Raw genomic sequence first — 13,087 nt, forward strand, 5'->3', positions numbered from 1 at the left:
CCAACAGCCATCAACGACCACCCGCCCTTGCGTACTTAGCGCCAGAATCGGCGGACTTGATAGCACCGTTAGCGACCTCCGAGGCAACCCCACGGAACGTGCCAAACACCTGACCAGAATCTAGAATCAACGTGCCCGTCATCTGAGTAGGCCCGGATGAAGCTGTCACCACAGGACGCGCCGTCACCGTAGGAGCCCCAGCCGGCGCATACTGATAACCCATCGGCCTGATCGGAGTAACATCCCCGCCATTCAGCCGGTCAAGGGTGCCATAGCCGATCTTTTGGGCAGCCTTCGCCGTCAACACATACTCATCCTTAGAAAGGCGAGCATCAATCGAATCTGACGTTGTGGTGCCAGGACCATAGACCCGACCGCCAGTCGCGTAAGAACCCATGCGGCCAGTGCCAGAAGCGCCGCCGTTCAGATCAGGGGCCACAGAACGGCGATCAACACTATCGAAATACTCGGTCGTGTAGATGCCAATCGTGACCTTCTTGCCGTCCAGCCCATCAGCTTTACCCTTGATCCCATCCAGCGTGGCTGACGCGTGATCAGCGATCCACGCATCAATATTCACGTTCTTCGGGATGCCCAGAGCCTTACGGGCCATCGTGTCCGCAGCGTCACCAGTGATCCCAAACTGTCCAGCAGCAGTAATCAGGTCGTTGTAACTAGTGCGAAGACCAGCCTGCAACTGAGCCTGCGCAGCAGCGGAACCCTGCGTCTTCAACGTTTCCTCAGCCGTAGCAGTAGCCGAAGTCATAGCAGCCTGGGCCAAGTCGTTGAAAGCCGATTGATTAGCGCGACCAGCCGCCGTGTTGATGTCCAAAGTCGTGCCGTTCTTGGTGACAGACTCGGTGACCTTATCGATGGCATCCTGGTAAGCAATGGCAGCATCGGACGCTGATAGAGAAAGGATCCCAGCCGCGAACAACGAAGCTGTGAACGCCTCGATGTTCGTGATCGCACCCGAAGCGCTAAGGCCAACATCCTCAAGGGCCTTCGACATTTCCTCAGTCAACGGCGCAGAGTTGCCAACCTTGGTTGTGTACGTCTCAACCGCGCCCCCAGCCTCCTGCATGGACGCCGGCACCTTCCCCATCGCGAAGTCCAGAAGCTCCTGCTCACTCAGCGTCACGCCAGCCTGGTTAGCAAGCCCCTGCAAAGCATCCTTGTACCCAGGGACAACATCAAGCGCATCCTTCGCGCTCTTGCCATTCTTCTGGAACTCGGCAGTCAAAGCCTGGAACGACTTCGCAGCAGTCTCCGCACCCCCATTACGAGTAACCTCACCCATCTTTTGGCCTAGGTCAGTGAACCTCTTCTCGATTTGGGCGACGTCTGATTCGCTCCACCCAAGCATCCGGTTGAGGGGATCAGCAAGGTTTTTATCAATCCAGTCTTTGCTGCCCTGATGCGTAAGTCGCTCAACAGCGGAAGACAAATCATTCACAGTAGAGACAGTCTCACCAGTGATGACCTTGTCCCAGCCCCTGAAAAGATCATCGAGGCCCTTACCAGAGTTAGCCCCAGAAATCTTTTGGACCTTGAGAAGCGCCTGCCCGTAATCCTCAGCAGACTTAGTCTGCTTATCACTGAACACAGCCCCAGCGATCTGCAACCCGACAAGCGCCACAGTCGCGATACCAGCAGCCTTACCAACACCGGAGATAGCACCACGAGCCCTAGACCCAGCTGGCGCGATCTGGTCAAGCGATGTCTTGAACTCAACCAGCCGGGGGAGGGCGGTCAAGAACGCGCCGCCCAGCAACAACGCGCCGCCAGTAACACCAGCAATACCAACAGCCGCGTTCAGCACAGGAGCGGGGATTTTCCCGACAGCATCAATCAGATCCTCAGCGCCCTGCACAATGCCACGCAACGCCTCAGCAGCGGCGCCGCCGCCCTTGATCAGCACCGAATCAAACGACCCACCTAGCTTCTCAAGATCACCAGCCAAAGTGTCCTGCTTGATGCTCGCAGTAACAGCCGCGTACCCCGCATCATTAACGTTCTCAATCCACTTCGAAATGCCGTCCGCGCCCTGCTCGTACAGAACGTTCGCGGCACGCACAGCATCAGAACCGAACATCACACCCATAGCCGCGTTTCGCGCCTCGGGGGTCAGGTCCCGCATGGAGTCCTTTAGGTTCTGAGAGAACTTGGACAGCCCAATAAAGTTGCCCTGAGCGTCATACGCCGAGATGCCCAGTTCGGCCATCTTGTCAGCAGCCTCTTTAGACTGAGGCGTGAGGCGCTGCAACATCGTCTTCATAGACGTGCCCGCATCAGAACCAATCAGGCCGGCAGAAGCAAACGCGGCAAGACCACCAGTAGTTTCCTCAATCGTCAAACCCGTAGACGCAGCCACCAAGCCTGTCTGGTTCAACGCCATACCGAGGTCGTGAACAGAGCCCTGAGCCTTACCAGCACCAGCGGCCAACAAGTCCGCAAGGTGCGGCACCTTATCCCCGGACAGCTTGAACTGGGTCAGGGCCGAGGCGCTAATTTCTGCGGCCTCGGCAACCTCCAAAGAACCAGCAGCAGCCAACGACAACGCGCCCTTAAGCCCGCCACCAAGAATGTCCTTAGTGGAAACACCAGCCTTAGCCAGCTCATCAATACCCTGCGCCGCTTCCTTCGCCGAAAACGCGGTGTCTGCGCCCGCGTTGATCGCGGCCTCACGCAGCAAGTCCATGTTCCCGGCAGTCTCATGCGTCGAAGCCTTGACCTCCGCCATGGCGGAGTCGAACTCCATGAACGACTTGACAGCCAGGACAGCGCCGCCCAGCAAAGCCCCACCCATGACCATGCTGGCCTTACCCACACGGTCAAAATGTTCTTCATTATCCCGAGCGAACTTCGCAGTACGAGACGCGAAATCTGAGGCCGCTTGTTGCGCTGTTCGCATACCTGCGACAAAACCTTGTACTCGGGCCTCAAGAGCGATGCTTATTGATCGGTCCGCGATTAGGACCACCCTCTTTCGCGAGCGCCCAACCACAGGTTTTGGGCATGAAAAAAGCCCGCCGTGGGCGGGCTTAGGGTCTTATTTGTCTATGGGGCTCAAACATCTGTAGACGGGTACGCGAGGGGTTAGTCCCTCAACCGGGGGACGAACATCAACGCCTCAGAGCCAGGCTGATCACGGTAATTCTCCGCAGCACGACCACGCGCCGTGGTCGCGTGGCAACGGATCGGCAACCCAGCATCAAAACGCATCTCATTCGCCGGATCAGTACACACCGACAACGGGCCACCACACTTCGGGCACAACCCACTCCGGTATAACTGCAACGCCAGCATCACAGTCTGCTCAGCGTCATCCCATTCAGGTTCAGGACGCGAAGACACAAGCCGCCCCGCCCGGTACTCATGAACAGTCACAGGCTCCCACCCATGAAACCGTTTCAACGAAATACCGAGCGAATGAGCGGCCTCTACTTCTGCTCTGAGTCCTGGATCATCCTGAATGCGCTGAGCGAAAAAGGGACATCGTTTCGCCCCGCATTCACACGCATCGCAGCCAAAACAAAATCCTCATACTGAGAGTTCGTCATGTCATCCGCGAGAGCTTCCCACTCAGTAGCAGGATCAAAGTCCAGCACCTCACCAGTAGCGCTCTCAACACTGATAACCGACTTAGGCAAAGCCTCAACCATCAACGCTTCCACGTTGTACCCGTAAGACTTATCCAAAGCGTTCCCCTCACGCGGGGCATGAGCAGCGACCAGCTCAGACCACTCACCACGCGGCAACCCACGGATCAGGAACGTCACTGAAGAAGACTTCATCTCTTCCTCAATATCGGCGACCTTCTGCGCCAGATCCTTCACCGGGCTATTCAACCGCGCATCCGCCAGGGACTTATTGCGGGCCTCATTGAACGCAGCCTCAGCCGCCTCATGCGCAGCCTTCAAATCACCATCAAGGCAAAACGAAACACGCGTCTCAGGACGCTTCACAGTCAAAGCCATCAGTAACTCCAAAAGAAAATGAGTGGGACGAACAGTGGGACTTGGAGCCTGCCTGCCCCCGGTCCCACAACACAGGGGCAGGCAGGAGTATTCAAAAAAGATCAGCTACGCAACAGTCGTTGCACTGATCTTCACGCCGGCACGAACAAACAACTTCTGCCCGATCTTGTAAACCGAGTTAGCCTCAGGCGGCATCTCGTTGTACTCACCAGCAGTCACCGGATAAATCGTGACCTTCTGACCAGCAGCCAACGCAGTCGTGTACGGCAGACCAGTACGAACCACAACAAACAAGTTCGTCCCCGGAATCAGGGTGTCCTTCGCCTTGTTGTAAAGCGTCTCGTTCGCAGTGTTCGTGTTGTCGATGTACTCGACCTCAAGACCACGCTGCGAACGGCCCTTCTGCTCATACGTCTGAGTGGTGCAAAGACGCTCATCCGTGATGACCTGCTCCGACAGGGACGGCTTCCAACCACCAGCAGTCAGGTAGCAAGAAATGTCCACGGACGACGCCGCGTTCAACTCTGTAGCAACCTTCGGCGCGGAAGTATCAGCAATAGCGGTAACCAGCTTGACGAGAGTGTTACCGTCAGCCGGTGTTGAGGGGATGTCAGCCAATTTACGGCTCCTTCTTAGATGGGTTGGCCTTCACAGGGCCGACATTGAACTTCGGAAGCCGCGCAACAGGCGACGGCGGGAATCGGTCAGACTTCACAGGCACCAAAGAACCCGCATCAATCCGCCAATCCGACTCGTGAACATCGAACTCATGACCAGAAGTCGAGTCCTTAACACGCACAAACATGGGGAACCCCTTTCAGGGCAAAGAAAAAGGACGCCTAAGCGTCCTAAGCAGCACGGGAACCAGTCAGGATCCAATCAAACGGCTGATACAACGGATTCTCAGCGGTGCCAGGAATCGTCACGTCAAGGTCAGGTTGTATCGGCTGCTCATTAGGGACAGACTCAATCGCCCCAAGCACCCATCCAGCAACAACGGGCCTCTTACCCTCAAGGCAGGTCGTGACCTTCTCCGCGATGATCCGAACAGACGTCCCAGTAAGCCCAACAACCTGAGTCCTTGACCGCAAATGCGAGAACTGCGCAGAACGGGCATGAGAACGACCAGCAACAGCAGGGAAATTCGTCCGCACAAGCACATAAGGAAAAGTCGGGCTGGACGGAACCTTGTCCTTGTAAACCGTGAACCCAGTCAGCAAAGCCTCAAACGCCGAAGCAAGAGCATCACCCGTCATAACTGACCCGCCCACTTCGCAGCCAAAGCCTCAAGCGCACTGACCGTCCGCGGTTCCTCGCTACGCAACGGCTTATCGATATCACCAGAACCACCACCACGCGACGTACCAAAGTAGTAGATATTGCCCAGTGCACCACCACGGCGACTCTTATCAGGGCCAACCACATACCTCGGACGACCCACCGAATACCTAGACTCGTAGCTGATCGAACCAGCCATACCCTTGAAATGCTCTGAGGCGCTTACGTCAGCAACCATCTCCATTTTGATGTTCTGCGCACCCTTCTTAAGGACCGCATCAACATCCTCAACCGCAGACCCCGCGACCTTCCCAAGGTTCTGCGCAAGCCGGCGAACTTCCTCCAAGCCATCACTCATGCCGACACTTCCTCAACACGAGTCCGCTGCGCCGTGGCGCCAGACTTATGGAACGGCTCAGTCACCCGAAAAACCCGGCCCACAAGCTGCGGATCCAACACAGCGCCCAGAACAGTCACCACATCATCCACCTGAAACGGACCAGCAACAACCGGCGTATCCCACCGCGTATCCTGCACCGTAAACCGATGCCCACCCGCAACGGGGTTGCTCGACTGCGCAAGAGTTTGCTGAATCTTGCACGGCCCCGTATACAACAACGTCATCGACGGAGACACATTGCCATCAGCATCAGTCACCGGAACACCAGGACGATGCACCGTACACGTATCCAACATCAACGACTCAGCCGCGGCACGAAAGTCAGGAAGCGCCGCAAGCACATCATCAATAAGGCTCACGGTTCACCGCCTTCAAAGATCGGCACACCAGCAATGTCAACGCCACACGAACAGTAATTAGCGCCGAACATCAACGAGCACCACGGCAGGTGAACCGACGAGCCACCAACCATGTCCAGTGAGAAAGCCCCGCTGGGCTCAACCAGCCCAAGCAGCGCCCACCACTCATCAAGGATCGTCACGCGCCCCTTGCCGCTCTGGTACCTGCGGGAAGATGAAGCGTCATCAACCGAAACGGTGACCTCAGTGGCATCATCAGGCCGCTTGATGTGGTCCGCGACAGCCTCACGAACCACATAATCAAGCTTCGCCTCATCAGGAACCTCAACACCAAGCCTCGCCCGGCGTTCCTCAATCAGCATCTCAGCATCACTGATCCACAAGTCCCACTGCTGCTCAGTGACCGAACCCGGTTCAGGGGCGGCCCGCCCAAGAGCGACCGCCAGCATCGCAGGCGTCACAGACATGACCGCCCCTTTCCGTTATTCGTTCGGTTCAACCTTGCGCGGCCTACCGCCGCGGCGCTTAGGCGCTTCGTCCGGTTCCGTCTGCTGCGTGTCAGCAGAAACCCACTCGCCACCCAAAAGGGCGGCGGTAGACTCCGAAACAGACATCACAGCGCCGGTCGTCTCATTACGCAGACGCGGCATTAGACCAGATCGACAATCTTGGCGAAGTTGCGGTTAATCTCTGCGATGCCCCAGCCGTAAACAACCTCAGCGCGGAAAGCGACCTGGTTGTTCCGCTTAAGGTCGCCCTGGCCGTCAGGGTCACCGAACTCGATCAGCTCAAGGCCGATAGCCTTCTGAACACCCCAGCGCACAGCCGAGAAGTCGCCAACGATAGCGCGGATCTTCGTATCCACGGCAAGCACGCCAGTCGCACCAACAGTCTTTGACGTGGCCGCTCGCAGAGACTCGAAAGTAGAAGTCTCATTCGAGAAGGTGAAGTCCGGGTAGAGCTTCTGACCCGTCGAAGCGATCCTCTGCCCGGAGATCTTCGCAGCGAACTTCGGGTCAAGCGCAATGCCGTTCGGGACGCCATCAGCGGCAAGCAGAGCAGCAACAGCAGCGTCAACGGAAACGTACGGCGCATCAGCGGCGGCAAGCTCAACAGACGTGCTGGCCGAGGTCAGCTTCTGAGTCATAGCGCCAACAACTGCGCCAGTCTTCGGGTTGATACCGTGGATAACACCGTAATCCAGGGCGCGGGACAGCGCCGGCTGGATCTGAGTCAGGATTTCCTGGATAACACCCAGCTGGTGATCCTCGTCCGCCCACTTGACCTCTTCCGTGAAACGGATGGTCTTCTGGAACTTGAACGGCTCAACCGTCTGGGTGGTCTTGGTGACATCGTTCGAAGACTTGTTAGCGCCTTCACCGACATACTCGGCTTCGCCCGAGTCAAAAACAAACGCCTCGCCCTTGCCGAACTTCATGGGAGTGGAACCCGAAAGCTGCGAGATGGTGGAACCCTTGTGGATGTTATTCACCCACGGGTCAAGAAGCTGAGTAGGAATGGTCAGCGAGCCAGTAGTCAGAGCGGCCACAATGGGCTCCTATTCTTTGTTGAAAAGTTTCTTCGTGAAATCCCTAAGCGGGTCGCCAGGGTTGGAAGGGGTCAAGCCTTCCTTCGGCGCGAAATTGCCTTGCTTCTTCCGCTCCGCTTCCCGACCTGCAAGGCGCTCAGCCTGCGCGGTCAGAGTTGCTTCATCCGATCCGGTGAGGAAAAGGTCAGCGTCAGAAGGTTCGCCGTTCGGCCCCTTCTTAGCGCTGATCCCGAACTCTGCTGCGACCCGCGACCGTAGAGCGTCCGCCTTAGCGGTAGCCATCTCGGTTGCCATGTCAGCGACTCGCTGTTCCAAGGTTTGCGTTTCGCCGGCCTTGGATTTCAGATCCTCGTAGTCGCCAAACTGGTTCTTTGCCTGCTGAGCGAGACGTTCACGAACGATGCGATCAACATCAGCCTGAGTGAACGACTTCCCCTGCGGTTCCGGCTCATTGCCGGCAGGAGCGCCAGGATCGGCAGGATTGGGTGCAGTAGTCATCGGATTACCCCGTTTCTGTTCCGTCGAACGTTAGACCGGCCTTGAAGCGCGACCGTTGCGCATACCCACGGTTATCCGTGGAAGTTTCATTACTTAGAAAGTTGGCGCCTTAGTTCTGCAATGCGATTTTCTTGCCACTTAAGGGGCGTTGAGACATCTTCGCCAGCGGCAGCACGTGACTTGAGCTTCGCAAGCGAACCCTCTAGAGATTTGAGCTGAGCTTGGAGCCGTGAAGACTTCTCATCAGGAGTCAATGAAGATGCCTTAGGCTTTCCAGCAGGCACTACCACTCCCTTGGGGTTAGCTGAATAGTGCGTGTTCAGGTACTCGCGAAGCTGCGCTTGCTGAGCAGGTGTCCTGCGCTTCTTGCTCGCCAGATATTGCAAGGCGCTTGCCTCTTCCCCGAAGTCATCGGTTGAGAAGACTGGCTGAGCAGTGCAACCGCAATGACCATGGGCTGCGAATCGAGCTGTCTTATCACTGTAAACCGCGCCACGATCAGCCAACATCCGGCAGAACTTACAACTCTTCCCACCCCGAGATATGCGACGCCACCCAACCGCAGAAGGATCGCGTCTGCGGTTTGTGATGATCGTGTCGCGGTAAGGACGCGCTGTTTCTAGCTGGATTATCTCGGCCAACCGATCCCCAGCTCTGCTGGGTTCGCCACCGAATAGAGGTTCAGAAGCCCACGCAATCGCGCGACGAACCTTCTCCGTGCGGTCAACAACAATCGGTTCGGCCACGTAGAGCTTCGGCGGGCCAGCGACCTCACGTGCGTCATCGTAGAAATCCGCGGCTAAAGCGGCGGCGCCTACTGAGTAGTACGCAATGACTTCTGGCGTCGCTTCTAACAGCACAGCGCGTTGCTGCTCAGGCGTGCCTGACACTTTGCCAACAAGCGACACGGCTGCGGTTACCGCAGCCCCAACAACTAATTGCAGCGCCGCCTTAGACTCACTGGCCGTCAGCATTAGCAACCTGCGCCGGCTGCTGCGGGTTCAAAGCCGCAACAACCGCACGACCAGCAGCACGCCGCCTATCAGACATCGCCCGCCTGATCTGCTGCTCATCCAACCCCAGCAACTCAAGACCAACCTCAGTCTCAGCCAACCAAGGAACAACACTGATCTGCTTAGCCCCAGCATCAGCCGCAGCAGAACGAGACAAATAGATAGGCGAGCGCCACTTAGGCTCAATCGAACCCCACTCATCAGGCACAGCATCCAAACCGCCCTGAATAGCAAGAGCCCGGTTCACGGTGCGCCTGATCGGAACCGACCAGTCATCCATCGCGCCCTCAGCCTCAGCAATCAGGTTCTCCCTGCCCGCAATGTACGAACCCTCACTAGTAGGGTTCGCCATGTCAGTCAAAGCAAAATCAGAATCCGGCAGATCAGTCTCACGAGCCATCAACTTAGCCAAAGCATTCAACTGCTCAAGGTGCGGCTTAGGAGACTGCCCATCAAACTGCTTCACATCCGCACGCTGATTATCCTGCGAGTTATCAGTGCTATCCGGGATGCCGAAAGTCCGCCCCAAAGCAATCTGCCAAGACGCCTTCATGGACCCGTCAGGGTTACGGAAGATACCCTCATCCGCGCCCAACAAGATCAGCTTAGGAATCGTGTAGATATCCATGTGGCCCTCAAGGCGCACAAGCGCACGCAACGCGGCGTCCTGATGAGCCATGACAGGGCGAGTGATGCGGGAACGGCCCATACGACGCGACCCACGAGGACGATAAACCAACGGATCAACCGGCACGCCAAACGTGTGGGGCGACCGCTTAACCGACCAAACACCCTCATGTTTCTCAGCACTGATCGTCTCGTTGAACAGGTACAGCACAAACCCAGTGATTTGGTTGTCCTCACGGGCCGTGACTGACAAAAGGTTATCCAGCCCGCGCTTGCGAACGTTCCACTCGCCGTAGGCGTTCAGAGCATCCTTGGCGTGCACGAGCGCAGCCGGCTCACCAGCGGCCTCGTCACCCTTAGTTGTGATCAGGTACGAAACGCCATGGATCAGCGAATCGGTCTCAGCCTGAGAAATCTCCGACAAAAGGAAATTGCTTTCCTCAAGCTCCTTAAGCCCGATGTCACCAAGATCGCCATCAGGCCAAATGAACTTATCCAGATTGCAACGCCGCGCCAGGCCGTCAACGCCCTTAGCAGCCCAACCCAACGCCAACCCAATATTCGCGTACTGCGGAGGAATGACATTGCCGATCATCTGCGCCGCACGCTTACCGTCATAGTAAGAAGACCGCAAAAGATTCCGGTTCGACTTCGCTGCCAAAGCCTCAGCATTCCGATTCAGAACACCAAGCTCATCCTCACTAAGCCCAGGAACAGACAGCTTCTCGAAAGTCACAGAACCACCGCCGTCCTAGATTCAGCCCGCCGCGTAGGACGGTTAACGTTTTCGTTTTGAGCCCCCCAAAGGGCAAGAGTTTCAGCAACAACCGGTGTGATATCCGACGCGGCATCCTTACGGTTCCACGCCCAACCACCAGCCAAAGGCCGCTTCCTAGCCAAAGACAAAGCCACATTCACCTGTGGCTGGTCCGTGTGCAACACCGACCTGTCAATCACGCCATCAAAGAACTTCGCACACGCAATCGACATGTGCCGACCCTCAGCAGCAGCCAAAGTAACCAACACATCGGTCCCAGTCAGGTAATGCTTACCGCGACGTTCCTCTACGAGGCCAGACATTTCATCAACCACAACCGCATGCAGGCGATTCTTCGCAGCCCGCGACTTCACCCACGGAATCACCCAATCAACACCCTTACGGGAATCATCAAGCTCCACATGCCAACGACCATCAGCACGCAAACCCGCGAGCGCCACAGACGCAATCGAACGATCAGGAGGAACATCAACAGCCAAAGTCAACCGATCAATAGCCATAGACGCCGGATCCGCAACCGCGTTCCACGACACCTCATCAATGACCCGCGCCGAGTCCTCAGCGTCCCAAATCCCCAACGCCTCACGCTTGAACGAATCATCATCCGTGAGGTTCTCCCGCATACGCTCAATCGACTCAACCGAAGTCCGATGCGGGAAAGACGGGTTAGCCTTAGCCCACTGCTCACGGTCATCAGGATCCGCGTCATGGTCCGCGGAGAACTCCACATAAACCATGTCCTTGGACTTGCCAGAAATCGCCTTAAAACGCCGGTTGCTGAATTCCTCACCAGGATCACTAGGCCGCGGGGGAGTGCCCATAAAGAACAACAACGCACCAGACTCCTGCTGAGACTGGTTAGCAGCCGGCACCATATCCTCAAGCGCCTTCTCAGTAAGGATCTGCGCCTCATCGAAAATCTCGGCATCAACCTTGTCAAAGCCACGCCCGAAACCCTGCTCACGCGCACCGAACATGATGATCGACCCGTTCTTGAAACGAATCTCCTGCTCACCATTCGACGTGCGAATAGCCCGGATATGAGGCCAAACCTTCTTCTTCCGCACCATCGCCTGCATAGAAGCGAACGTCATCGACGCCGTGCGGGTACGGTGAGCAGTCCACAAAGCCGTAAAACCAGGAAAGATCACACACAGGGCAATGATGATCATGCCAACAAGGAACGTCTTACCAACCTGGCGAGGGATAGACAGAACCACGCCGCCAACAGTCGCCGCGTACTTCCCATCCTTACGCTTCCCCAGCGCAATGTTCCCAACCCCATGCTGCCAAGAATCAAAAGCAACGCCCATCTTCGCGCACTGAGCAACAACCCGAGGCCACGCCGTAGTAACAATGCCCCGCGGATAAACAACCTCACGAGCAACATCACTCAACTTAGGCGGCGCATCAGCCTTAGATGTCTTCCGGGTTGAACTCCCCGTCGCTGACTTCGGCATGAGACTCCGCTTCTTCCTCACGGGCGTCAATCGCCTCGATATCCCGCACGACCTCCACCAGCCTCTTAGTCAAAGCAGCAAGATCACGGGCCGGCGTCTCCGAATCACCCACCGCCTGAGCAATACGAGCCCGCATAGCCACCAACAAATCCCTCGTAGAACCATCCTCAGCAGCCTCAACAATCGACATCCGATCCGTCACGATTGAGCCTCCGATTTGGGAAAAAATGCCGGGGAGAGAGGACGACTACACCCTGCGGGGCTTAGCTTGGCGGGGTGGGGTGGCCTACCCCTGGGTCTAGTCGAGTGACCCTGACCGCTTGACGATGGGTGCGACGAGTCTTGCTCGCTTCTTGGAGTTGCACTCGCGGTGAGCGGCTTTCTTGTTGTCTAGCGTGTCTGTTCCGCCCTTGGCTAGGGGCTTCACGTGGTCCACTACGAACGACCATGGGTCTAGGTGTGGGAGGCTGTAGTCGATTGGCTTGCCGCAGATGTGACAGGCCGGTTCATCCTTTGCTATCCGCTTTCGATGCAGGTCGCGTCGTGCGCTGTTCCGCTTCACCGCTGGCATCTAAGGTGTTTCCTCGCTTGGAGTTGCATAGACGATGGACAGTGCGCAGATTGCTGGGGTCGTGGTCTGGGAACAGCGTGTGCGACTGCGGGACTATGTGATCGAGCGATGGCGCGTAGTTCGCGTTGCGGTCAGCGCCGCGGTCTATTGGTTCGCCGCAGAGCTGGCATGTCCAGTTGTCGCGTTCGTAGAGCTTGTGCCTAAGCTTCGGTGCTATCCATGTGGACCTGGATACTTCGGGCCAGTATCCGTGTTCCTCTTTGAACTTCTTACGCCGCAGGGTGTTCGGGTGTAGGCCCTGCTCGGCTTTAACCTTTGCCGCGTACTGGGTCAGGTAGATGTATTGTCCGTGCTTGCATTCATCGCATCGACAACCTTGACGGTATCCGGTTGTCCCGTGGTTGTTGATCACGTTGGCTTCTCGCCGGCATTTGTTATGCGCGGCTTCACCATGAGGCTTTGATGTTGTTCCGGCCCACATGGGTTCGTTGCAGAGGCAGCATGTGAGGGTCATCTTGCGTGGCATGTGTGGTTCTCCCTGGAAAAGGCGAAGGCCCCACGTTCCAGGCGTGGG

14 protein-coding genes are annotated in these 13,087 nt (G+C 57.0%); all 14 read right to left on the minus strand.

Features of this window, described 5'->3' with window-relative positions:
* Positions 1-10 precede the first annotated feature (10 nt).
* The 14 genes from ACFUOZ_RS00515 to ACFUOZ_RS00580 all read right to left on the minus strand — a co-directional run bounded on the left by ACFUOZ_RS00515 (position 11) and on the right by ACFUOZ_RS00580 (position 13,039).
* Complete coding sequence (locus ACFUOZ_RS00515; RefSeq protein WP_377543578.1) at positions 11-2,914, minus strand: phage tail tape measure protein; 2,904 nt, start codon at positions 2,912-2,914, stop codon at positions 11-13.
* 529 nt (positions 2,915-3,443) lie between these two features.
* The gene (locus ACFUOZ_RS00520) at positions 3,444-3,980 is read right to left on the minus strand and encodes a hypothetical protein (RefSeq protein ID WP_377543581.1); all 537 of its coding nucleotides are present in this window, start codon (positions 3,978-3,980) and stop codon (positions 3,444-3,446) included.
* Positions 3,981-4,085: 105 nt separating this feature from the next.
* Positions 4,086-4,598 (minus strand): hypothetical protein, encoded by a 513-nt coding sequence (locus ACFUOZ_RS00525; RefSeq protein WP_377543585.1) that lies wholly within the window; start codon positions 4,596-4,598, stop codon positions 4,086-4,088.
* Between the two features lie 634 nt (positions 4,599-5,232).
* Positions 5,233-5,616 (minus strand): hypothetical protein, encoded by a 384-nt coding sequence (locus ACFUOZ_RS00530; protein WP_377543587.1) that lies wholly within the window; start codon positions 5,614-5,616, stop codon positions 5,233-5,235.
* Complete coding sequence (locus tag ACFUOZ_RS00535; protein WP_377543589.1) at positions 5,613-6,017, minus strand: DUF6093 family protein; 405 nt, start codon at positions 6,015-6,017, stop codon at positions 5,613-5,615. The genes ACFUOZ_RS00530 and ACFUOZ_RS00535 overlap by 4 nt, the downstream gene beginning before the upstream one ends.
* Positions 6,014-6,484, minus strand: a complete 471-nt coding sequence (locus ACFUOZ_RS00540; RefSeq protein WP_377543590.1) for a hypothetical protein — start codon at positions 6,482-6,484, stop codon at positions 6,014-6,016. Before ACFUOZ_RS00540 ends, ACFUOZ_RS00535 begins: the two co-directional genes overlap by 4 nt.
* Before the next feature lie 182 nt (positions 6,485-6,666).
* Complete coding sequence (locus ACFUOZ_RS00545; RefSeq protein WP_377543592.1) at positions 6,667-7,566, minus strand: phage major capsid protein; 900 nt, start codon at positions 7,564-7,566, stop codon at positions 6,667-6,669.
* A 9-nt stretch (positions 7,567-7,575) separates the two neighbouring features.
* On the minus strand, positions 7,576-8,064 hold the full coding sequence (locus ACFUOZ_RS00550; RefSeq protein WP_377543593.1) for a hypothetical protein: 489 nt from the start codon (positions 8,062-8,064) through the stop codon (positions 7,576-7,578).
* Positions 8,065-8,153: 89 nt separating this feature from the next.
* On the minus strand, positions 8,154-9,038 hold the full coding sequence (locus ACFUOZ_RS00555; protein ID WP_377543594.1) for a hypothetical protein: 885 nt from the start codon (positions 9,036-9,038) through the stop codon (positions 8,154-8,156).
* The gene (locus ACFUOZ_RS00560) at positions 9,022-10,440 is read right to left on the minus strand and encodes a phage portal protein (protein WP_377543595.1); all 1,419 of its coding nucleotides are present in this window, start codon (positions 10,438-10,440) and stop codon (positions 9,022-9,024) included. The genes ACFUOZ_RS00555 and ACFUOZ_RS00560 overlap by 17 nt, the downstream gene beginning before the upstream one ends.
* Entirely contained in the window at positions 10,437-11,702 is a 1,266-nt protein-coding gene (locus ACFUOZ_RS00565; protein WP_377543597.1) for a hypothetical protein, read from the minus strand. The genes ACFUOZ_RS00560 and ACFUOZ_RS00565 overlap by 4 nt, the downstream gene beginning before the upstream one ends.
* Positions 11,703-11,898: 196 nt before the next feature.
* Complete coding sequence (locus ACFUOZ_RS00570; protein WP_377543599.1) at positions 11,899-12,144, minus strand: hypothetical protein; 246 nt, start codon at positions 12,142-12,144, stop codon at positions 11,899-11,901.
* A 96-nt stretch (positions 12,145-12,240) separates the two neighbouring features.
* Positions 12,241-12,513, minus strand: a complete 273-nt coding sequence (locus tag ACFUOZ_RS00575; RefSeq protein WP_377543600.1) for an HNH endonuclease — start codon at positions 12,511-12,513, stop codon at positions 12,241-12,243.
* On the minus strand, positions 12,449-13,039 hold the full coding sequence (locus ACFUOZ_RS00580; RefSeq protein ID WP_377543601.1) for an HNH endonuclease: 591 nt from the start codon (positions 13,037-13,039) through the stop codon (positions 12,449-12,451). Before ACFUOZ_RS00580 ends, ACFUOZ_RS00575 begins: the two co-directional genes overlap by 65 nt.
* Positions 13,040-13,087 lie beyond the last annotated feature (48 nt).

The sequence above is a fragment of the Paenarthrobacter sp. NPDC057355 genome, from assembly GCF_042667405.1.
Lineage (GTDB): Bacteria > Actinomycetota > Actinomycetes > Actinomycetales > Micrococcaceae > Arthrobacter.